We start from the raw sequence: 21232 nt of genomic DNA, 5'->3' as shown, positions 1-21232 counted from the left end.
GAAGACAGGAATGAACTTATGGTCGCCTGGGTAGGAGAATCGGAGTGAGCTTCCGTCGCGATCCTTTCCAACGATACGGCACCCCGGTGCTCGCAATATGTGGTTTCTCAGGATCCGGAAAGACCACTCTGCTGGAGGCGGCGATACCCCAGTTGGTCGCCCGCGGACTCTCTGTAGCAGTGGTGAAACACGATGCGCACGGAGTCATCGTAGATACGCCGGGGAAAGATTCCGACCGCCTGTTTCAAGCCGGCGCGACTGTTGCACTACGTGGAGCGAACCAGCAGTTTCAGCGCCGTGGACTCACGACCTCACTCACCTTGGACGCAACGCTAGCGGATCTAGCGCGAGACCATGATCTGGTACTTGTGGAGGGGCACAAGGATACGCAGCTACCGAAGTTCTGGCTGGAAGATTCCGTGCACACCGCGGTCGCAGAGAATATCGTTAACGTTATTGCAACTCTGAAGCGGGAGAGTCAGCGGCTCGCGTGTTTCCTTGAGTACGTGGATGCATGGCTGCCCAAAGCATGGAGCGCTCGGCCGCTCTATCGTGGACTATTAATCGGCGGCAAGAGTTCACGCATGGGATCCGCGAAGCAGTTGCTCAAGTTCGGCGACAGACAACTTGGAGAAATCGTGGCCGCGGCGCTTGGAGCCGACCGATGCAGGCGCGACGTTCTGACGCTCGGAGCCGGGCCGGTTCCGCCGTCCCTGGATGACCTGGTCGGACTGCCAGATGCTCCGGGGTTCAAGGGACCCTGCGCTGGGCTGCTCGCAGCACACCGCTGGGCACCGGAAGCCGCGTGGGTCGTCGCTGCCTGTGACCATCCTTGGCTGCGCATGGAGGACATAGAATGGCTAATTTCGCTTCGACGCCCGGGAAATTGGGCCTTGGTTCCACGACAGGAGGATGGCCATCCATGCCCGATCCTGGCGTTGTATGAGCCGCAAGCACTCGCAGCACTGGAGCGCAGGGTAATCGAACAGCCCGAGAACGCGCGCATTGCCGCCCTGCTCGACCATCCGCGCACTCTCATTATCGATCCCCCGCCAGAGCACAAACGTGCATGTGCGAACGTCAATACGCCTGAGGAATTCAGAAACGCAGAACTCCTCCCCAAGAGGACGTGACGCCCCGCCGGCCGATTGTGAATCACAAACATTTCCGCATGCCGACATTTGAAAAAGCTCGCACTGCACTGACAGAGGCGAGTTAACACGCTTGGGGTGCCGTCGGAATCATCAGCCACGCGACTGCGGCAGCTGCGACAGACAGACTTGCGCAAATCAGCATAATCGTTCGGAACCCAAACAGAAATGCTTCTCTAACCGCTTGTTGAATGGCGGTTGTTGTGCCAGGGGTGAGGCCTGCGGGAACCTGCAACCCGGCGAGTTTGATCTCCTCCGAGTGAAGCTGCCGACGTATCTCGGGCGGCAGAGACAGCGGAGCCAGGTTGCGATTTAGGCGAGAACCGAAGGCGCTCACCATCACAATCCCTAGGACTGCAATCGCAAGTACGCCAGCGACGCGGGCGACCGCATTGTTGATTCCGGAAGCTGTGCCGACCCAGTCTTGCTCTACGGAATTCATAACAACCGTGGTAAGGGGAGCTACAGTGATTGCCATCCCAAACCCCAGAACAACCACCGCTAAGAAGAAGGACCTCCAGTAGCTGTCGTCGACGGAGGGCACAGCGAACATAATGAAACCCGTCGCGGCAACAAGCGGGCCGATGATCAGCGGACCTCTTGGGCCGTAGTTCGCGACGAGTCCCCCAGACCAGCGGGACAAAAGAAACATCAGCAGAATCAATGGAAGGATGGCAGCGCCGGTCGCGGTTGCGGAATACCCCTGGACCTGGATCAGGTTCAACGGGAACACGAAAAAGAAAACACCAATAGCGGCATACAGAAAAAGCGTGAGCAGGTTCGCAGCACTGAAGCTGCTCGATTCGAAGAGCGTGAGCGGGACCATCGGAGAAGCGACGTTCCGCTCAACGAACACGAACGCAATGAGGCAGCCAAAGCCGACGATCAGGCTTACGAAAACTACAGGATTTCTCCAACCGAGATTGGGAGATTCGATGAACCCATTTACCACACCGCCAAGGCCGATCGTCGCCAAAAGGGCTCCCAGCCAGTCCACGCGACCAGCGTGTGGGCTGCGGCTTTCCGTGACTTTCCAAAACGAAATGACGATCACCGCCACCCCAAGCGGCAGATTGATGAAGAATGCCCAGCGCCAGGATGCATGCTGAATCAGCCAGCCGCCGAGAAGTGGCCCTATAGCGGCGGTGATCGATGTGAAGCCAGACCACGTGCCGATCGCCTGGCCTCGATGCTTCTCGTCGAACGACGTACTGATAATGGCGAGGCTACCAGGCACGAGGAGCGCCGCCCCTACACCCTGAATGCTCCTCGCAATGATCAATTGATGAATGCTTGAGGCAAGTCCGCAAGCCAGGGAAGCTACGGCGAAGATCGCCACCCCAACCACGAACGTACGACGCCGGCCAAACAAATCGCCGAGTGAGCCGCCGACTAGAATCAAAGCGCCCAGGAACAGTCCATAAGATTCGACCACCCATTGCACACCTACGACCGTTGTATTGAAGCTGTCTTGGAGCGCAGGCAACGCGACATTGACGACCGTGCTATCGATGAACGCCATGCTGGACCCGAGAATGGTTGCAGCCAGTGTCCAGTGTCTCGCTTCCGGCCTACACGGAACTCCGACCTCTGCTGATCGGATTACGGCTTCATCGCAAGGTGGTCTCATGGACGGTATCGATGCGCTTTGGTATTAGTGGGTTTTGCAAGTGGGCGGAAGCAAGGCGGGACGGCGGCGGACCACGGTAACAGATGGATCGGCGATCCTTCTAAGCGTCACGCTCTTTCCAGAAAATAGTTAGTACCGCAATCTTGCTCACGAGTAGGATTGCATGGTGTTCATACGCGCTATTCTCGGCTGGCTCGGTATCCTCGCGGTAGCAATCATCAGCGGTGGTTTGCGTGACCATTTCATTCGTCCACGATTTGGATTGTTTGCTGCCGAACTCTACGGCGCGTTCGTTTTGTCGACAGCTATTGTGTTCGTCGCAGTCGTGGTGATGCGTCCCGCTGTGCCGGCGAACCGGCGCATGGCAGCAATGTACCTGTCAATTGAGTGGGTTGTGCTCACGCTCGCGTTCGAATTCCTGTTCTTCCACTACATCACCGGACGGTCATGGAACGAGTTGTTTGCGGCGTATCGGCTTTGGGAAGGACGGCTCTGGAGTGTAGTCGTGTTCGTTGTTGCCACTGCGCCATTCATCGCGGGGAAGTGGCTGGCATCGAGAGGAGCTATTGGTCGCTAGATAGCCCTTGGCGATCGCCACTCTCCTACCCACCTACCCGCCACGTAGCCGAGCATACCGCTATCAAAATGTCGGATTGAAATGCTTGCGTGCGGGAAAACGCGGCAACGGCATACATCGGCCAGCGTGTGCTGAAAAGTAGACAGATCTTTACGCCGCCTGCGTTTTGCCTTCGTCACGTAGCATAGAGCGCAACTGTTCGCGAAGTTCGGGCGAGTTCGTTTGTCCGTGGGATTGGACGGCGTGCTGAATGGCAATATTCAGCACCTCTTCTTCGTTTCCCGAGATAGCGACGTCGCAAGGTTGTTCGGTTGGGAACCAACGGCAGTCGATTACTTTTCGGTTGCTGGCCATAACTTACCCCTGTCGTGATGTTGGGCACAGCTTAGACCCTTTTGATGGAAATGTTCAACGCTGCTGCTTGTTTGTGCGAATACACAAGGGCGTACCATTAGGCATGAGCAAACTACTTTTAGAGTACCTGGCCTCAGACCCTTCTCATCCTTCGATCACTGATGATCCCTCGATCACTGATGCCGCTATCCTCCTTCGAGAAGAGCCAGATGAAGATGATGAAGATGACGAAGACGACGAGGACAAGAAGGACGGCGAGGAAGAAGAGAATGACGACGAAGGCTACTCGGTGTGAAATGTTCGAATATCGCCGACGATCTACTTTCTAAACTCATCGCTATGTGCTTGTATAGCGAATTGCGAGTCGCCGATCAGTATCCCACTGTGAATCGCTGGCGTATGTGGGCTGGCTTTTCTAATTCATCGATCAGAGCGACTGCGTAGTCCTGAACCGAAATCCTGCTATGACCATTTGCGTCCTTCAGGAGTTCGTCTGTTCCCAATCGGAACTTACCAGTCCGTGATTCCGGTTGCAGTTCTGCGGAAGGCGCCAGATACGACCAGTCGAGTTCAGGTTCCTTTCGTAATTGATCCAGAGCATTCAGTGTTGCCAAAGCTCCAGGCTTCACCGCGTCTGGAAAATCTGGGTCATCAACCACCCGTACCCCTGGCTTTAGCTCTAACCCTCCAGCTCCGCCAACCCAGAGTACGCGACGAATACCAGCCTTCTTGATAGCCGCTATGATGTGGCTTGTGCCTCTCACCTGGTCGTCGTAAAGGCGTGGATCCTTCCACCCTGGATTGAAAGCGCTAATCACAGCGTCACAGCCGTCAATCAGCTTGACCAAGCCATCAGAATCATAAACGTCTCCTGCCTTGGCGACGAGGCGATCCTGTGGCGTGAGTTTCTCCGGATGGCGCACGACGGCCGTTACCGTGTGTCCTCTATCGAGCGCTTCGTTCAAAAGTGCCGCACCAACAAAGCCTGTGGCCCCCAGGAGCGCGATCTTCATCCATGTTCCTTTCGCAAGCGGCTCCGCAGCCAGTGGGGAGGGCGTGCAGACCTGTCACTGAAGGTCACAGCAGGCTGTAGACCGATGAGCGCTTAGCCCACTCACTGTGAGGATAATCCCGCTGGATTGCTTGAACCGTCTTTTTGAGGTTCTCCGCATCATGTGTGCGCTTGTAGCGGCTAACGCCGAGGTAGTAAGTCGCTTCCGGAGCGGCGTCACTCTTCGGATACTCAGCCAGGAGCTCTTGCAAGACCTTCTCGGCGTCTGGGTACTCCTCGCGGTCGAAGTACGACTTAGCAACTCCAAGCATAAGTGATGGCAGTAGCTCCTCCGGCGCAAGGTAGCCGACAGTGCGATGATGTTCCTCTCCCTTCTGATCCAACAGTACAAGCGTCGGTGTCCACTGCACCTTGAACTGCTGCGGTAATGGTTTCGAGTCGATCTGGACACGGACAGGAATGAGGTATCTTGTAAAGAATTCGATCACTTTCGGATTCGGATACGAAACCGCATCCATCTGCTGGCAACCGATTCAAAGCGGATTGTGAAAATCGAGCAGAACGTGCTTGTGTTCGCGCTGAGCATCTTTCAGTGCCGTTTCCAATTCCTCGCGCCACTCAATTTGCTTAATCATCATTCCTCCTTGTACTCACTCTTGAGTAGTTCTCGATTTCGAAACTAGGCGGCCGTGGCTACGGGCGGCTCTCCGGCTTTAACGAGACCCACTTCCACAAGGTGTTCGCCTAGAAACCACACCTGCATTTCACTCGTGCGCAAAACGTTGCTAACAAGAATATCGTTGCTCCCGTCATCGCCCAGTTCAGAAGCACGGCGCGCGAGCTTGCGAGTCTCGCCAATGACGATCTGGTGAGCATCCAGCAGCCTCGAGAGTTGCACCGGCGGTTCTTCACGACCACGGGGAGGACGCTCGATCCGTGTTGTCTCTGCAACGTCGTGCGCCATTGCGATACTTATCCCACCCAATATCTGTATGCGTTCCCCGATCAAGTCGGCAAGCGCAAGTTGCTCGTTGTAATGCTTATCGAAGAGAAGGTGGAGTTGGTAGAACGTTGCACCGGCGACCTGCCAGTGAGACTTCTTGTACAAGTCACGGAGCGTCAGGGTGTCGGCAAGTAACAGGTTTAGCTGCTCGCTGATTTCCAAGCGCACGGGCTCTTCCAAAAGCAGAGGCAGCATGTGGAGCACGGTGCCGTACGCCTGGACCTCGCGCGCTTTCTGGTGGAGATGCGGCTGGGCGCTAATCTTCTCAGAAGGCTGACGGGTAAGAATCTCTTTGTTCGTCATAGATGTTCCACTCTCCTTTTCAAGTTCCTGCTATTAGGTTCGTCAAAAAGCTCATCAGCGACAGGATCACGCAAGCAATCGCCGAGGTGGCAATCACGGCAACGTTGACCCTTTGGGCCTTCGAAAAAGAAATGATTGTCGGGGCTTGCTGTCTAAGGTGTGCTCCGCCACGACCGTAAGGCTGGTGCCAAGTAACGGAGCGGAGCCGAGCTTACATGTGTGCCATAAATCTGTCGGATGCTAATGCGCGAAACAACGTTGTTATAAGTACCTTGCCAGAGCGAATAGTGTGCTAGTCGGCGTGCCTAGCAGCAGCGCCGCTCGCTTTGTCGCTTTCTCGCTTGCGATACAAACAGTAGGCTTTGTACAGAAGCGCGGCGCCTGTCCACCCGAATATCACGATGACGGGGTACGCCAATGCGCTTGGAAAGAGCGCAATGAAAATCGCCGCTGCACAGAGAAGGAAGCCAGTGATTGTCGTAAGCCTTGCTTCTATTGGGGCTAAGACGCGCCTGTTTGTCATAGCGGCGCTTACGGCGCTGCCGATACGAACGGCACCTGCTGCGGCCCGCCCGGCGGAGCCACCCCCACTCGTGAGTACCATACGTGGATGACGAGGTTCGCCCGGAGCACGCACCTTGTTTTTCTGGTTAAGAACGACTTCGGTTGCGTTCGTCAGGTCTTCCAGGTACATCTCTTCCATCTCTAGTGCGAACGTGTCGTCTTCGATCACGGCATCCAGTTCGCAGTTTCCGAACCAACTTGCAATATTGAGGTTTGTTGATCCAACTCGTGCCCAATGTGCGTCGGCGACGGCTGTCTTGGCGTGCAGCATCGTCCCATTCCACTCGAAGATGCGCACGCCCGCCTCGAGCAGCGGCCGATAGCCTGCTCTCGACAAGGGTCTGAGTATCGGAATATCAGTTCCGTTTGGCACCAGCAAGCGAACGTCAACACCATCTTTTGCTGCCGCTCTCAACCCCTGAACGTACGCGGTAGTCCCGGCGTAATAGGCGTCGGTAAGCCAGAGTTTCTTCCGAGCCAGCGCTGCAACGAGCAAATCAAAGCGGATCATGCCGGCGGTTGCAGGCTCACTCGCCACTATGCGAACGTTCATTGAGCCAGCGGCGGTGGGCTTTCCTGTGGGTTCGTCAGGAATGGGAGTCCCCAGAATCCGCCACATGCGCGCGAATGCAGACTCGATGTCAGCAACCGCGTTCCCTCGTACCTCAACGCCGGTATCACGCCACGGATCGATGTGCCTGGTAGCGTCTCCAACCCACATGCGACCTACGCACAAACCTGTAACGAAACCGACCTCCCCGTCGATGGCTAACATCTTTCGATGGTCCCGCGAGAGCCAGCCAAGCGGGCTGTCCATGCGAGGCGGGTTATAACAACGTACTTCTACGCCGCCCGCCCGCAAACGATTCCAGAAACGGCGAGACGTTTTTCCGAAGCCTCCAAGCCAGTCATAAATAAGCCGAACACGGACGCCCTCGCGCGCCTTTGCAATCAGAGCGTCTGCGAACTCCCGTCCGGTATCGTCTTCATGGATGATGTAGCTCTCGAAGTGAATGTGGTGTATCGCTTTGCCAATCGCATCGAGCCACGCCCCATAGTTCTCCCGGGCATCCTTGAGCAAAAGAATCTGGTTGCCTTCTATAAGTGGCGCACCAGCAGCTCGCGAGAAAGCATGGTCTGCGAGCACACGGAGGTGCGAGACGGCATCATCATCGAAGTATCTCCGCTCAGAGGTGTTCATGCGTCACCCAACATGTTCTCGTATGGGATTGTAGCCTGCCCGAAAAGAGAGTGCTTCCGGCCGGACAGATTGTGATCAACAGCAGACGTAAGATGTCAGACGCAGGCGTGGGGCGCCCGGCGAGTTTGAACCCTCAATCGCCCGCATCGCTCTCCGTCGAACCGACGCAAACTCAGGCACTACTCCGTACACCACGAAGCGCGCGCTCTGATTCGCGCTCGACAACAGAACTTAATCTCCTGACATCTACGCTTATGCCATGTTGCACCGGCGCTGGCGCTTTGTGGCGCTGCTCGTGCTTTATGTGTAACGAAGGAGGAGTGATGGCCAAGTGCGAAGTGTGCGGTAACGATTACGACAAGTCCTTTGAGCTAATCGCGGCCGGGGCGCAGCATACCTTTGACAGCTTCGAATGCGCAATTCAGGCAATCGCACCAATTTGCGAACATTGCCAGTGCCGCGTGATTGGACACGGCGTAGAGGTTGGCGGTCGATTCTATTGCTGTGCCCACTGTGCACGAATCTCAACTTCGGCGGATGTGAAAGACCGGGTCGCCTAGCACGCGCTGTTCGGGACTGATAGCGCGACGATGCTAACAAACAACAACTGTCAAAACTTATATGTGACTTCCGTGAATCCGAAACGAGAGGTGTCACCTGTCGGATAGATCGAGCGGATTACGCTGTGACCCCAGACATTGGCGAAGTAAAACCCGATCACGAGTTTCGAATTCAGCTGATAGTCGGCGCTAATGTCCCACACGTTTGCGAAGCCCTTGTTCCCATTGCTGGGCCGACCTATGTAACCAAACGTGTGTGGCTGGAAGGCGCCGCCGCCTTGGTACCAGAGATCGTTGCGGGAAGCGAGGCTCAGGTTGTGATACTCCGAGCGAATGTTCCACTTTGTTCCGGGACGGAGTATCAGTGTAGCTGATGCATCCTGGCTGTTCTGGAGATTGTAGAACGGGTATCGTGCGTACCATCGTGGCGTTGGAAGGACCTGGAAGAATGTATTGTGCTCATTGTCATTCGGGTCGCCATCGCCGCTTCCAATGAAATAGCCAACTCGCAACCATGGTTTCAAGCTCGTAATAGGAGGCTGCCACCCTAGTTCCGCTGCGCCTGCACCGGCGCGGTGATCCTGCACACCCCATTCCCCGGTCTGCGCGACTCCCCACAAAAGCAAATCCCATTTTCCCGCACTCTTCGTATTCAACACATGCAAGAAGTCAGCTCCATAAGAACCGATATTGATGTTCTCGAAGCGGTCAATCCCGGAGCGTACGAGGGCAGGGCGGTTGTCGGTTTTCGCCACAGCGCGGTAATCCTGGTAGCCAAGTCCAAACAGCCGGAATTCGGCGGCGCCATTCTTGAAAGTGAAAGGCTTGGTATACGCGCCGTACTCCCAGGAGATGTCGAGCTCACCGAGCCCATCCATCTGGAACACTCCGCGAGTTGGACGAGCCGCCGCGAAAGTGAGATTGCTGTTGCCTGGAGCCATGAGGGAAAGGGTTGCTCCATCCTGGCTGCGCCCATGAACGGCGAACGTGAAGGGTCCGATTAAGCGATGTGCAATGCGCATCGCTTTGAGAGCGGTAAGTGTCTTGTCCGTTGTCCCAGGCTCCATGCCCTCCACGAATTCAAATCGTCCTATTGTCAATTGGTTCTGGGCGTCGCCTCCGAAGTTCTTGAATCGCAAATAAAGCTTGCTCGGATAGACCCAGGCAGCGTACCGCTGGTTGTCATTCGCTGCGAAGTAGTTCGCACCCAGCCCAAGCTGGCCGGGAGCGCCAGGAGCCACCGCATCGTCCGGCAACCCGAGAACGCTCGGCTGAGACAGTTCAAAATTGAAATCCCATGTCTTCCGCTGTAAGCCGAAACTCAAACGAAAGATTGATTGCACGTAGGCGTAATCATCATTAAACCCCGGCGCGTCGAACCAGTCGGGCGCTTCCATTCGGACGCGCCACGAGCCACTCACGTTGAATGGCCCCAGCTTCACCGGTGTGGCGGTTTGCTTTTTGTTCGGTTGCGGCGCAGGGCTGTCTGCTGCGTGTGAAACGGGCTGTGTCTGTGCCGAAGTGGAAGGATGCAGGATGGCGGTTGCGAGAACAATTGCGACGGCAATGCGACTGACAGTTAGCATTGAAATAACCTCTATTGTGAGAACCACTCAGCCGAGAGCGCGCGTGGTATGCGATCCCCGGCATACCGTATAAATCACGCGCATTGTACCTGTCTATTCGGGAGCCGTCGAATCGGACGTGCGCGTAAGGACTTGAGAAACGAGCGAATGGTGTCCGCTCGCGCCGGTACGGTTCGAATGACGAACCCGGCTACGAGCATCGCACCTTCTCGATACGTACGGCGCGGATTGTGCACTCGGGCTGGCCTCAAACCAGATCGACGGAATCAAGCATGGGAGATTGCACTTGCGGTCCGGGTCGTGCATGTGCACGTTAAGGAGCCCTGGATTTGTAGCGACCAGCATGAATGGGCGATTTCTCGAGCTTGTTGGAAGTTTGAGCAACCAGCGACGTACATTGGTTGGTGATATTGCGATGGATGAATCCACAACGCATTCGGTTTGCTTGCGAAGTGTCCGGGTCAAGGAGAATCGTTAGACTGGCGAGCAGGTATGAAGCTCCCAGCAAATTCTCTTTTATCTACCCACCTACCTACAACCTGCCTGCTTGATGCCGAGGGCCAAGGCTTAAATCCACTGGTTGGGCATCGGATTTTCCCTGGTTGCATCCAGTTACTGCGCGAAGTGATTGACCTTCGTTCAGATCATCGACAGCGAATCGCGCTAGGGTAAACGCGTCGTGCGATCCGGAACAAGCGCCGTTGTTCTCGGCGTCCTTGTCGGTGTAGTTATCGGCTTGGGGCTGTACACCTTCGTGTACGCAAAGGGATACTCGTACCTCACCAATGATCCGGAAGCCTGCGCCAACTGCCACGTAATGGAGGAGTACTACTCCGGTTGGATCAAAAGCAGTCACCGGTCTGTGGCCAACTGTAACGATTGCCATACGCCACATAATTTCCTGGGCAAGTACGCCATCAAAGCGACGAATGGATTCTTCCATTCCCTCGCGTTCACAACCGGCAGATATCCCGACAACATCCTGATCAAGGGCTATAACCATCGCGTAGCCGAGGGCACTTGCAAGAGATGCCATGCCGAACTGACCTTCTCGATTCTCGGGGTGCACAATGGCAGAGATATTTCGTGCATTACTTGCCATTTCAACGTGGGACATTCGGCACCGCCATTTTCATTCACATCTGTTTCACCCACGTTGAGCCCGATGGGGAGCCCAACGGGAGAACCATCTATCGAGGAAAATAACAATGGCCGCGAACAACGCTGAGTCCGCTTCTCCGCGCCGCCGTCGTCTGCTCTTCTGGGCAGTCGCATTTGCGGCCATAGCCGTAGTTGCCGTGGCCGCACTCCTTATAAACATCTTTGAGCACAAGCAAGAAGCTCGGAACCCGTACGTGCGCGTCGTCGAGTTGAACGATCAGATAGACGATCCTGCCGTCTGGGGGAAGCAGTTTCCGATGGAGTACGACCTTTACAAGCAAACGACGGACATGCAGCGTACGCGCTATGGCGGCAGCGAAGGTGTGCCCCATTCGCCAACCCAAGGCGATCCGCGCACCATCGTCTCTCGATCAAAGCTTGAAGAAGATCCTCGACTGAAGACAATGTGGGCCGGGTACGCTTTCTCCGCGGACTATCGCGAGAAACGCGGTCATGCCTACATGCTAGAGGATCAGGTGTTTACCCAGCGTCAGCAGGTTGCGAAACAACCTGGCGCATGCCTGAACTGCCATGCTTCGCTGTACACAACCTACATGAAGCTGGGGAATGGCGATCTCACGAAGGGCTTTGAAGCCATGAATCAGATGCCATTCGCAGAGGCTCGTGCGCTAGTCAAGCATCCGATTGCCTGCATCGACTGCCACGAACCGAAGACGATGCAATTGCGCATCTCGCGTCCACCGTTCATTGAGGGCATTCGCGCTTACAAGGCAACGCAGGGAATTCAGAATTTCGATGTCAACAAAGACGCAACGCGCCAGGAGATGCGTTCCTATGTGTGTGGTCAGTGTCATGTGACGTATTACTTCCGCGGCCCGGAAAAACGCCTGACGTTCCCTTGGCCCAATGGTTTGCAACTTCAGCAAATCGTTGCCTTTGAGGACAAAGACAACGTGAAGGAATGGGTGCACAAGGATACGGGCGCGCCGATGATGAAGGCGCGCCATCCTGAGTTCGAGACCTGGAGTCAGGGAATCCATGCGCGCTCAGGCGTTGCGTGCGCAGATTGCCACATGCCCTACATGCGCCAGGGTGGACAGAAGATTAGCGACCACAATGTCCGTTCGCCCTTGTTGAACATCAATCGCGCCTGCCAGAGCTGTCATCGCTGGCCGGAGCAGGAGATGAAAGCGCGAGTCGAGCAGATACAGACCCGCTTCTACGACACACGGCAGATCGCCATGGACTCGCTGATGGACTTGATCAGAGACATCAAGGCAGCCAGGGATGCTGGCGCAACCGACGAGGAGCTGAAGAATGCCTGGCAGGCACAGCGCAATTGCGGTTTCTACATTGACTTCCTCGTGTCCGAAAATTCGATGGGCTTCCACGCGGATCAGTACGCGGTGAAGTCGTTTGCGGAGGCGATCAACACCTGTCGTCAGGGACAACTCGCGTTGCGCAAGGACGTGAGATCCAGGAATGTGCAGTTCGCGCAGGTGCCGTCCAAGCTACCGCAAGGACAGTAGTAACTCCGGTAGCGGGTGCAAGCCGCGCTACCTGGAACTCGTCTGCCCAGATAAGCGGCGTGCATCGTTGCAAGCCAGCCGTTAGAGACAGAAACTAGCTCTCACGCAATTTAGAGATACATAGGAACAAGCTGCCTACTTTCGACAATGGCGTCTTTTCGCCGTCGCGGCTCGGTGGGCTTCGCGTGCATTGCGCATCCTCGGGTCAATCAGCCAAGATGGAACTATGAGCGCTGAACCACAGCTCGAAGCCTCATCGGCTTCCATCGTGCTCCGAGCCGAGCTTTTGACGCGCAGTGTCGGCGGCAAACTGATCGTCGATCACGTCAGTTTCGAAGTTCGGCGGGGCGACATTCTCGCAATCATTGGACCCAGTGGCGCAGGAAAATCCTCGTTATTGCGGCTCCTCAATCGTCTCGATGAGCCGACGTCCGGAACGTACTTTGTGGAGGGCCGTGACTATCGTGAGTTTGCTCCTCGCGAGTTGCGCCGTCGCGTCGGTATGGTGATGCAGTCGGCATATCTGTTCCCAGGCTCTGTTGCGGACAACCTGCGATTCGGACCCCAGCAGCGTGGAGACAATCTCTCCGATGCTGGGGTTGCGGATCTTCTGTCCGAGGTCGGGATTCCCGGCTACGCATCGCGCTCGGTCGCAAACCTGTCGGGTGGGGAAGCACAGCGTGTCTCGCTGGCGCGAGCATTGGCAAACAAGCCGGTGCTGCTGCTTGCCGATGAGCCGACTTCCGCGCTCGACGACGAAGCTAAACGCGGCATCGAGCGTCTCATCGTTGACATTGTCCAGCAGCACGGACTTACCTGCATCCTTGTTACGCACGACATGGTCCAGGCAAGCCGGGTTGCAAATCGCGTCCTCGTCATGGACATGGGCAAACTCAAACGCATCGGCCCCACAGAAGAGGTACTCAGTGCAGAACGGACTTAGCGCTCGGTTGCTGCTGGGTTTAGCGCAGGCCGGAATCGCTGCCGCCGCGTCGATCATGGTCGTGCTTCTCGCGCGTCGTCGCAACATCCACGTCGAATCCGATCTTCTCATCGCGCTCGTACGTGGCATTGCGCAGATTACTGCCGTCGGTTCGGTTCTCGTTCTATTACTTCGCGGACCCAGGTGGACGAGCGGCCTTGTTCTGGCCGCGATGATGCTTGCAGCCGCGAGCACCTCTTCGCGCAGGGCCAAACTGCCGGGGTCGTTTCAAGTCTCCCTGTACGCCATTTTTGCCGGGGCCGGTTCCGTGATTGCGCTGATGACCCTCGCACGCGTAATCGACAGTGCGATCACGTCGCTCGTACCGGTTGGCAGCATGCTGGTAGCGAACGCCATGAATACGAATAGTTTGGCATTGAACCGGTTTAAGGCCGATGTGCAGTCCCATGTCGGCCAAATCGAGTCTGCGCTGGCGCTTGGCGCAGGCGCGGAGCAGACCGTCATTCCGTATGTAGAAGCATCTTTCCGAGCCAGTCTCATACCCGCCATCGACTCGCTTAGGTCGCTTGGCATCGTCTGGATTCCGGGCCTGATGGCTGGCATGATCTTGTCGGGAGCACCTCCGCTCTACTCCGCAATCTATCAATTCGTTGTCCTCGCCATGATCTTCGCAGCGTCAAGCCTCACATCGTTAATAAGTACAACGCTGATCCGCCAGCACGCATTCAGCCCAGCAGACCAGTTGTTGCTGAGACCACAACCTTGAGCCACCGCGCGTAACGCAGGGACGCGAAACCGGTCAAGATCGACCCAACGTAGTGGTCGCCATCTCTTATCTTGGGCACGTGACGGATTGAGCAGTGTCTTACGTGCAACCACATCAAACGCAAGCTAGTCCAAGAAGATCAGTTCCATTTATCGTGGGAGGTCGTCATGGTTAACCTGGCTGACGCGCGACGCGTCATAGCGGCGGCGGAAAAGAAGGCGCTGGAGATCAAGCAACCGATGAATATCGCGGTTGTCGATGAGGGTGGCAATCTCGTATCGCACGTGCGTATGGACGGTGCCTGGCTCGGCAGCATCGATATTGCGATCAACAAAGCGTTCACGTCTCGCGCCTTCGACATATCTACGAAGGAGCTAGCGGGGCATAGCCAGCCCGATCGCCAGTTCTTTGGAATTCATGTATCGAACGGTGGCAGAGTCATGATCTTCGCCGGCGGGATCCCCCTTAAGCGCGATGGGAAGGTCACGGGAGCCATAGGAGTCAGCGGCGGCTCTGGCGATCAGGATCATGCGGTGGCCGAAGCAGGTGCAGCTGCTTTCTGATTCGTCCACAAGACTCAACCGGTGGACTCTCCGTCTCGTTCTGGGACATGAGATTACGGGCGAGGCAAAAAAGGAGGGAGGGCCGAAGCCCTCCCTCGAGTGTTTGGTACGAACTGCTTAGAACATCACCTTGAGGCCCATCCGCATCGTGCGGCTGCCTCCACTAAGGATGCTGTAATTCATGAAGTTCGCAGTTCCCCCAGCGGTGACGTTACGATTTGTCGCCGAAACAGGCGTGTCGAAGTTTTCTTTGTTCAGAAGGTTGAAGATTTCCGCGCGGTATTCGAGCTTGAACTGCTCGTTGAGCTTGAAGACCTTCTTGATGTTGGCGTCAAGCATCATGTAGCCCTTCGTGTAGTTCGCGTTGCGCCTTTCGGGCGTACCGAACTCCGGTCCAGGGTTCGTGACGTTCACCAAAATCCAATAGACGTCGTTCTTGGTGACGCAAGCATTCGTCGCCACGTTCTGGAGCCTGCTAGCGCAGATCGAGCCGTTGATCAAGGTGCCTGCCGCTATCATCTTTGCACGGCTGTTGATCGGCGCTGCAGTATTGCCGATGTTCGGGCGATCTCCCAGCGAGGAGCCGTCCATATCACGATCGGTACCGTTCAGGATCGTGAATGGAGTGCCACTCTGGATCGTCAGGATCGGAGCGATAGACCAGCCACCCGCAATTTGACCCAGGAAGCCGCTCTTCGGTCCGCGGATGTCCCAAATCATTTGCGATGACATTACATGACGGCGATCGTTGTCGGCCGGACCCCAGTCGAGTGCCTTAATCGAGCCAAACACTGGCGAGCGCGAAGGGTTCTGACCGGACGAGTTGCTGGCGAACGTTTCGGAGAGCACGTCCATGTTGCGCGACCACGTGTAAGCGCCCGAGAACGCCATGCCGCCGATCGCGGTCTGCATGTACTTGCGACGGACCAGGAGCTGCATTGCATTGTAGGAGGACGTCAACCCGGAATCGCGGATCTGTATGGTGCCGCGGTTCGGGTAAACGCGTAGAGTCTGCCCATTCGCCTGAGTGTCGACCTTGGTGCCATCAGCATTCGGCAGCGCCGGATTCAGCGGGTTCGTGTAGAGCAACTGCCGCCCAAGCGTGCCGACATACGACAGATCCATTACGATGCTGGCTGGCAGCTCGCGCTGGATGCCCAACGAGAAGCGATGGTAGTACGGGTTGCGGATGTTCTGACCAAAAACCGACTGCTGAGCCGAGTACCCATTCACAGCAACCGGGGCCAACGTCGGCAGAACCGCGCTGAGGTTTGCGCGTCCACGCGGCGATGCCGTAGTAGGAGTGCCACCGGTAACGGTCGCGCTCGCCAACGCGTTCGGCGAGGCGCCGGCCATGTTCGACAGCAGGTTGTTGTACCAAGTGTCGTAGCTGATTTGGTAACCGCCGCGGAGAACGGTCTTGCCGTCGCCCGAAAGGAAGCCACCGATGCCTTTCGTCCAACGCGGGTTCCAGGAGAAGCCCACGGAAGGAGCAAAGTTGTTATTGTCAGGATTGACCTTTGCCGTGCTGAGAATGTCTGCATCGGAATAACCGACGAAGGCAGGGTGCTTGAACTGATTGGCGGGCTGCCCATAGTTCTCATATCGCAGGCCGGCGTTGATCGTCAGGTCCGAGCGAAGTTTGTAGCTATCCTGGAGGAAAATCGCATACGTGAAGAGGTTCGGACGATACTTCCCGCTACCGAACAAGATTGAGGCAGGGTTCGTCGAGGTGCCGGAGTAATCATCGATGAAGTTTGCCAGACCGCTCGCAACATAGGTGACGTTCGGCGTTACGCTCTTATCGATAAAATTGGTTGCCGTATAGTTCACCGTGCCGCGGCCGTTGAACGGAGCGACTTGGGCTGCTAATTGGCGCAGAACCTCGCCGCCGAAGCGGATCGCGTGCTTGCCCTTCGTCCACCCCATTACGTCCTGGTACTGCCAGCTATTGGAAATCCGGCCTTGCGGGTAGGCGGACGAAACAGCGAGGTTACTCAGCGTGGTGATGCTGATGTCAGGGAGTGTGGCGCCTAGCGAACCAGCATCCGTGAAGAACCACCCAAGATTATTCCTGGAGTAGCTGAAACGGAACTCGTTGATCAGGTTGTTCTTGAGCAGGTAAACGTGGTTCAAGGCTCCGCTCATGCTGCGGCCCTTGAAAGGAATATCGTACTCCGGTGTAATGCCGATGTTGCCGTCCGTATCCGAGGTATTGTCCATGAACCAGCGGAACGACACATTCTGCTTATCCGACACGACGTGGTCGATGCGGATCAGGTGATTGTTGTTGAGATAAACGCGAGGAGCTACGCGGTCGTACACACCGTACCCAACCGATTGGCCGGTTCGGAGACCGCCGCCACAAGAGGTTGCACCAAGCGTTGTTGGAATCGCGATCGAGATCGTCCCGTCGCCAGGACCCGGAAGTCCACGCAGCGAGCCAAGCTGGGTCAGGTATTTCTGAACATTAGGGCAGGATGCCGCAAGCGGCTGCAACACGGCAACGCCAGCTGCAGTCGGCAGGGTGAATGAGGTCGTGGCATTTGCAGAGTAGCGATCCCACTGGCCCGCACCGAAAAAGAACGTCTTGTTGTGACCATCGTACAAACCGGGGATTACTACCGGGCCACCGATGGTGAAGGCTGGAATATTTTCTTTGAACTTGTTTTTCGCGTCAACGATCTTTACGCGGGGATCATTAGCGTTCGCTGCGACTGAGTTATTGTAGGCGATACGACCGGTACGGGTGGTGGCATTCAATACTTGACTGCGATAAACCGTAGCAACCGTGCCATGAAGGTTGTTGGTACCAGACTTAGTCACCTGGTTAACGATTGCGCCGCCTGAGCGACCGAATTCTGCGGTGAAATTGGAAGTCTGGACAGCAACTTCCTGGAGCGCGTCGTTGTTCGTGAGCGTGAGCGCAGGACCCGCGATTGAAATGTCGTTATTCTGCGTTCCGTCGATCATGAAGTTGTTGGAACGCGCACGGGCACCGTTCACGGCGCCAATGCCGCCATCGAGCGATCCGCCTTGATTCGAGCGGACGACACCAGGCAGGTTCAGCATTAGATTCAACGAGTTCTGCCCAGAGATAGGCAGATTTGCCAGTGAGGCAGCCGGAATTGCGCCACCACTGCGTTACTGAAGTCGGTAACGACGCCAGTAACGGAGCCGCGGCTTGTCTGTCCGAATACCGGAACTGTGATCGTAAGAATAATCAGTCCGAGTAAGAACAGAAACCCCAGTCTAGGGTGGTTGGACATGTTGCCTCCAAGTTCAGCACTGCAACTTCAATTTGAGAAACGGTGACCGCTTAGGCGCACGTAAGTTGCCGAACCAGAGCTGCATTGATCCTAAAATCGCTCGTATGTGGAAATGTCACACCCGCGTGTGTAGAATGAGGAACTTACAATTCCACTTGCTCAAGTGCGGCTCAAAAGTGCTCCTGAATATTCGCATTAAGGGATTATCGAATATGTTTTCCAGTAGATGACGAAACGAGAGTTCCTGTATTTGGTAGATTTTCGGGGCTGTTGTCCGCCTGACTTTCAAATTCGATAACTTACAACCGGAGACATTAGATAGGGGCCAACTCAGTTGTCGCCGCTAGGCGCAATGGGAACCGTGAAGGAAAAAACGGCTCCGCGTCCGAGTTGGCTTACAACGCTGATCGTCCCCTTTTGCGCTTCGACGATGACTTTGGCAATTGCTAAGCCCATTCCGGTTCCATATGCGGCGTACCGTTCCCGTCGCCCCCTATAGAACTTGTCGAAGATGAGCGACTGCTCCATGGAGTCGATGCCGGGGCCGTGGTCGGCTACGCTAGTCATAACATAGCCGTCTTTCTTTTCGGCGGTGATGCGAATGTGCGTTCCTGCGGGAGAGTACTTCGCGGCGTTCTCCACCAAGTGTCTCACGACTTCGCGAGTGCGCTCAAAGTCGGCCACGACGTTCGGCAGGCCGGGAGGGATGTCAATTTCAGTGGGGTGCTCCTTAAGTGCAGGCCTGACGTCCTCCAATACTGACTCGACAATCTCTGCCATGGACTGTGAGTGAAGATCCAAGGTGACAGTGTGGGCGTTCAACTGCGCCATCTCGGCTGCTTCGCCGACGAGTCGATTCAGGCGATCGGTTTCCTCATTCACTATCGTAAGCAGTTCGGTGCGTTGAGCTTCATCCAGCCCGGAAGCGGCGAGCAGTCCCGTGATGCTGGCCTTGATGCTTGTAAGCGGCGTCCGGAATTCGTGAGTCACGGAATCGAGCAACGCAGAACGCAGGCGTTCATTCTCTTGCGCGGCTCGAGTCGTTGCAAGCTCATCGACCGCGCGTGTTCGTTCAATTGCTGTCCCAACCAGGCTCCCAATAGCTTCGGCCGTCTCGCGTGAGATCGATCCGCCGCTGATTGCAAGTGCTCCGACGGTGCGAACACCCAGGCGAAGTGGGATGTAAGACACGCCATTACTGGAGCTGAGTTCGCCGCGAGCCACCGTCGCGTTCAGCGTGCCCGCGTCAAATACGAGCTCCGGGTGTGACCTGTAGATAGTGGGCTTCGTCATCGTAACGAGCGCGGCTCCCCTGGTGCGGAACGACTCCGCCACGAGCTTCGGAATGGCATTCATCAACTCGGGAACGTTTTCAACCGTGAGAAGGTGCTGACTGAGTATGTAGAGGTGTTCCAGGCTCCTGCGCTGATTGCGTGCATCTTCCGCTTCCCGGCGCGCACGTTCAGCGAGATTGCTCGCCGTCAAGGCGGTCACCAGGAAGGCAATCAGTGCGATCCAATTTTGGGCGCCGGCAATCGTGAACGTTCCGAAGGGAGGCAGAAAAAAGTAGTTGAACGCGGCTGTTGCGAGGACGGCCAGGAAGATCGCCACCCGCAGTCCCCAGTAGGTGGAAGTGAGCAAAACTGCTACCAGGAGAGTGAGTGCAACGGTTGTCGGATTGACCGGCAGCAGCCGCTTGTAGGTAAAGACAATAGCGACGACTGCGATAGTGATAGCGACGTATCTGCGGACCATGGATGCCGAGGTCACGCCGGAATTGTACCCCCTGGTGATGGGATGGCACGCTTACAATAAAATGTTATCTTTGGCCGATCGGCGCAGAGCGGCTTGCAGAAGTATCTCTACCTCTCCGCGATTCACACGTTCCTTCGCGATGCGCCAGCCGTGGACGTGCATGTCGTGACACTAGAGGTGAAGTAGTGGCGCCCTCACGGATTCTTGTGGTTGATGACGATTTGCAGATCTCGCGCGTGCTCCGCACCACTCTTTCCGCGCAGCCGTACGACGTGCGAGTGGCGAACGATGGAGAGACTGCACTGGAGATCGTGAAAGATTGGTCGCCGGATCTGGTCATCACCGATGTGGCCATGCCGAACATGGACGGACTGGCGCTCTGCCGTGAGCTGCGGACGCGCTCGCAAGTGCCGATCATCGTCTTATCTGTTAGGGAAGACGAGCGCACGAAGATCAAGGCACTCGATCTGGGCGCCGACGACTACGTCACGAAGCCGTTCAGCCTCAATGAGCTGCTCGCGCGTGTGCGCGCAAACCTCCGACGTATTCCGGCTTCTGAAGATATCAGCACAATCGAAGTAGGCGATTTTAAGATCGATCTTGCCGGCCACAGTGTAAGCGTTCGCGGACGCGACATACATCTGACACCCAAAGAATTTGAACTGCTGGCCTATCTCTCGCGCCACCCTGGCAAGGTGGTTCAGCATCGAGCGCTGCTCGCGGCCGTCTGGGGTTCAGACCATTCCGAACAATCTGAATACCTGCGAGTTTTTGTTGGCCAGCTTCGCAAAAAGTTGGAGAACGAAGTCGATCGCCGGCGCTACATCGTTACGGAGCGCTGGATCGGTTATCGCTTTCTTGCAGAGGGCGAACCCATCTCAGACTAATTCCAGCCTCTACGTTCCCCTTTACGTTCGCCTTAGCCAGTTCCTAATTCGCGGCATTCTAATCGTTCTTTGGCAAGTTCCGAGGGGCGATTCGGATGCACAGCATCGTGCACATTGTCTTCGGGCACCTATCTCCGTATCGTCACTTTCCTTGGTGGCAGCCGGTTACGCAGTCGGCTCTCGCAATGTCGGCCAGATCGTGGACCTTCCGCTGCCAGGACAGGCTACGACGCGACGAACTCCGGAGCTTCGAGCTTTGCGCCAACGAACCAGAAGTTGGTCGATTGTGTTGCGCAGGCGGTCAGGGCAGAGCAAGTTGCATCCCACCCGGTCCCGATCGTTTCCGCAACCGCATACGCCTCTGGACTTGATCCGCACATCACGCCCGCGTCAGCCGAGTATCAAGTGGCGCGCATAGCCCGCGCCCAGTTTGGTTAGTGCCCGTCCCACATCGCGA

20 protein-coding genes are annotated in these 21232 nt (G+C 56.2%); 11 read left to right on the top strand and 9 right to left on the bottom strand.

Annotation, left to right across the window (positions count from 1 at the left end; genetic code table 11):
• The first annotated feature begins 44 nt into the window (after window positions 1–44).
• Window positions 45–1133: a molybdopterin-guanine dinucleotide biosynthesis protein B gene (gene mobB, locus VN622_00610; GenBank protein HWR34354.1), complete on the top strand. Its 1089-nt coding sequence runs from the start codon at window positions 45–47 to the stop codon at window positions 1131–1133.
• 82 nt (window positions 1134–1215) lie between these two features.
• On the opposite strand, the gene VN622_00605 is transcribed toward mobB, so the two are convergent.
• Window positions 1216–2781 (bottom strand): MFS transporter, encoded by a 1566-nt coding sequence (locus VN622_00605; GenBank protein ID HWR34353.1) that lies wholly within the window; start codon window positions 2779–2781, stop codon window positions 1216–1218.
• A 163-nt stretch (window positions 2782–2944) separates the two neighbouring features.
• On the opposite strand from VN622_00605, the gene VN622_00600 reads away from it, so the two are divergent.
• Window positions 2945–3358: a hypothetical protein gene (locus tag VN622_00600; GenBank protein ID HWR34352.1), complete on the top strand. Its 414-nt coding sequence runs from the start codon at window positions 2945–2947 to the stop codon at window positions 3356–3358.
• A 150-nt stretch (window positions 3359–3508) separates the two neighbouring features.
• Here the strand turns inward: VN622_00600 and VN622_00595 are convergent, their stop codons facing one another.
• Window positions 3509–3712 (bottom strand): DUF1059 domain-containing protein, encoded by a 204-nt coding sequence (locus VN622_00595; GenBank protein HWR34351.1) that lies wholly within the window; start codon window positions 3710–3712, stop codon window positions 3509–3511.
• Window positions 3713–3815: 103 nt separating this feature from the next.
• Here VN622_00595 and VN622_00590 point away from each other — a divergent pair, with 103 nt between their 5' ends.
• Window positions 3816–4007, top strand: a complete 192-nt coding sequence (locus VN622_00590) for a hypothetical protein (GenBank protein HWR34350.1) — start codon at window positions 3816–3818, stop codon at window positions 4005–4007.
• A gap of 76 nt (window positions 4008–4083) precedes the next feature.
• Here the strand turns inward: VN622_00590 and VN622_00585 are convergent, their stop codons facing one another.
• The 4 genes from VN622_00585 to VN622_00570 form a co-directional block, all read right to left on the bottom strand.
• Window positions 4084–4725 (bottom strand): NAD(P)-dependent oxidoreductase, encoded by a 642-nt coding sequence (locus VN622_00585; GenBank protein ID HWR34349.1) that lies wholly within the window; start codon window positions 4723–4725, stop codon window positions 4084–4086.
• A gap of 64 nt (window positions 4726–4789) precedes the next feature.
• The gene (locus tag VN622_00580; GenBank protein ID HWR34348.1) at window positions 4790–5242 is read right to left on the bottom strand and encodes a tetratricopeptide repeat protein; all 453 of its coding nucleotides are present in this window, start codon (window positions 5240–5242) and stop codon (window positions 4790–4792) included.
• Window positions 5243–5403: 161 nt separating this feature from the next.
• Complete coding sequence (locus VN622_00575) at window positions 5404–6030, bottom strand: DNA starvation/stationary phase protection protein (protein ID HWR34347.1); 627 nt, start codon at window positions 6028–6030, stop codon at window positions 5404–5406.
• Window positions 6031–6322: 292 nt separating this feature from the next.
• On the bottom strand, window positions 6323–7795 hold the full coding sequence (locus tag VN622_00570) for a phospholipase D-like domain-containing protein (protein HWR34346.1): 1473 nt from the start codon (window positions 7793–7795) through the stop codon (window positions 6323–6325).
• Between the two features lie 323 nt (window positions 7796–8118).
• On the opposite strand from VN622_00570, the gene VN622_00565 reads away from it, so the two are divergent.
• On the top strand, window positions 8119–8355 hold the full coding sequence (locus VN622_00565) for a hypothetical protein (protein ID HWR34345.1): 237 nt from the start codon (window positions 8119–8121) through the stop codon (window positions 8353–8355).
• Between the two features lie 50 nt (window positions 8356–8405).
• Here the strand turns inward: VN622_00565 and VN622_00560 are convergent, their stop codons facing one another.
• The gene (locus tag VN622_00560) at window positions 8406–9941 is read right to left on the bottom strand and encodes an alginate export family protein (protein ID HWR34344.1); all 1536 of its coding nucleotides are present in this window, start codon (window positions 9939–9941) and stop codon (window positions 8406–8408) included.
• 679 nt (window positions 9942–10620) lie between these two features.
• On the opposite strand from VN622_00560, the gene nrfH reads away from it, so the two are divergent.
• The 5 genes from nrfH to VN622_00535 all read left to right on the top strand — a co-directional run bounded on the left by nrfH (window position 10621) and on the right by VN622_00535 (window position 14864).
• Window positions 10621–11169, top strand: coding sequence for a cytochrome c nitrite reductase small subunit (gene nrfH, locus VN622_00555; GenBank protein HWR34343.1), 549 nt, complete (start codon window positions 10621–10623; stop codon window positions 11167–11169).
• Window positions 11150–12592 carry an ammonia-forming cytochrome c nitrite reductase subunit c552 gene (locus tag VN622_00550; protein HWR34342.1) on the top strand — a complete coding sequence of 481 codons (1443 nt, stop codon included), beginning with the start codon at window positions 11150–11152 and terminating at the stop codon, window positions 12590–12592. Before nrfH ends, VN622_00550 begins: the two co-directional genes overlap by 20 nt.
• 226 nt (window positions 12593–12818) lie before the next feature.
• Window positions 12819–13535, top strand: a complete 717-nt coding sequence (locus VN622_00545; GenBank protein HWR34341.1) for an ATP-binding cassette domain-containing protein — start codon at window positions 12819–12821, stop codon at window positions 13533–13535.
• Window positions 13519–14301 carry an ABC transporter permease gene (locus VN622_00540; protein HWR34340.1) on the top strand — a complete coding sequence of 261 codons (783 nt, stop codon included), beginning with the start codon at window positions 13519–13521 and terminating at the stop codon, window positions 14299–14301. Before VN622_00545 ends, VN622_00540 begins: the two co-directional genes overlap by 17 nt.
• Before the next feature lie 167 nt (window positions 14302–14468).
• Entirely contained in the window at window positions 14469–14864 is a 396-nt protein-coding gene (locus tag VN622_00535) for a heme-binding protein (protein HWR34339.1), read from the top strand.
• 117 nt (window positions 14865–14981) lie between these two features.
• Here VN622_00535 and VN622_00530 read toward each other — a convergent pair whose 3' ends face one another.
• Together VN622_00530 and VN622_00525 are read right to left on the bottom strand one after the other, a co-directional pair.
• The gene (locus VN622_00530; GenBank protein HWR34338.1) at window positions 14982–17936 is read right to left on the bottom strand and encodes a hypothetical protein; all 2955 of its coding nucleotides are present in this window, start codon (window positions 17934–17936) and stop codon (window positions 14982–14984) included.
• A gap of 527 nt (window positions 17937–18463) precedes the next feature.
• A complete protein-coding gene (locus VN622_00525) occupies window positions 18464–19903 on the bottom strand; it encodes a DUF4118 domain-containing protein (protein ID HWR34337.1) in 1440 nt (479 codons plus the stop codon).
• A 170-nt stretch (window positions 19904–20073) separates the two neighbouring features.
• Here VN622_00525 and VN622_00520 point away from each other — a divergent pair, with 170 nt between their 5' ends.
• Both VN622_00520 and VN622_00515 read left to right on the top strand, forming a co-directional pair.
• Entirely contained in the window at window positions 20074–20775 is a 702-nt protein-coding gene (locus VN622_00520) for a response regulator transcription factor (GenBank protein ID HWR34336.1), read from the top strand.
• A gap of 69 nt (window positions 20776–20844) precedes the next feature.
• Entirely contained in the window at window positions 20845–21213 is a 369-nt protein-coding gene (locus tag VN622_00515) for a potassium-transporting ATPase subunit C (protein HWR34335.1), read from the top strand.
• Window positions 21214–21232 lie beyond the last annotated feature (19 nt).

The sequence above is a fragment of the Clostridia bacterium genome (genome assembly GCA_035561135.1).
Classification (GTDB): domain Bacteria; phylum Acidobacteriota; class Terriglobia; order Terriglobales; family Acidobacteriaceae; genus DATMYA01.
The sequence above is the reverse complement of the archived record's forward strand: the minus strand, read 5'-3'. Positions and strand labels throughout refer to the sequence as shown.

Coding starts and splice junctions, on each gene's coding strand:
- VN622_00605 (HWR34353.1), bottom strand. CDS start 2,781: ATGAGACCACCTTGCGATGAAGCCGTAATCCGATCAGCAGAGGTCGGA.
- VN622_00600 (HWR34352.1), top strand. CDS start 2,945: ATGGTGTTCATACGCGCTATTCTCGGCTGGCTCGGTATCCTCGCGGTA.
- VN622_00595 (HWR34351.1), bottom strand. CDS start 3,712: ATGGCCAGCAACCGAAAAGTAATCGACTGCCGTTGGTTCCCAACCGAA.
- VN622_00590 (HWR34350.1), top strand. CDS start 3,816: ATGAGCAAACTACTTTTAGAGTACCTGGCCTCAGACCCTTCTCATCCT.
- VN622_00585 (HWR34349.1), bottom strand. CDS start 4,725: ATGAAGATCGCGCTCCTGGGGGCCACAGGCTTTGTTGGTGCGGCACTT.
- VN622_00580 (HWR34348.1), bottom strand. CDS start 5,242: ATGGATGCGGTTTCGTATCCGAATCCGAAAGTGATCGAATTCTTTACA.
- VN622_00575 (HWR34347.1), bottom strand. CDS start 6,030: ATGACGAACAAAGAGATTCTTACCCGTCAGCCTTCTGAGAAGATTAGC.
- VN622_00570 (HWR34346.1), bottom strand. CDS start 7,795: ATGAACACCTCTGAGCGGAGATACTTCGATGATGATGCCGTCTCGCAC.
- VN622_00565 (HWR34345.1), top strand. CDS start 8,119: ATGGCCAAGTGCGAAGTGTGCGGTAACGATTACGACAAGTCCTTTGAG.
- VN622_00560 (HWR34344.1), bottom strand. CDS start 9,941: ATGCTAACTGTCAGTCGCATTGCCGTCGCAATTGTTCTCGCAACCGCC.
- VN622_00550 (HWR34342.1), top strand. CDS start 11,150: ATGGCCGCGAACAACGCTGAGTCCGCTTCTCCGCGCCGCCGTCGTCTG.
- VN622_00545 (HWR34341.1), top strand. CDS start 12,819: ATGAGCGCTGAACCACAGCTCGAAGCCTCATCGGCTTCCATCGTGCTC.
- VN622_00535 (HWR34339.1), top strand. CDS start 14,469: ATGGTTAACCTGGCTGACGCGCGACGCGTCATAGCGGCGGCGGAAAAG.
- VN622_00530 (HWR34338.1), bottom strand. CDS start 17,936: ATGCTGAACCTGCCTGGTGTCGTCCGCTCGAATCAAGGCGGATCGCTC.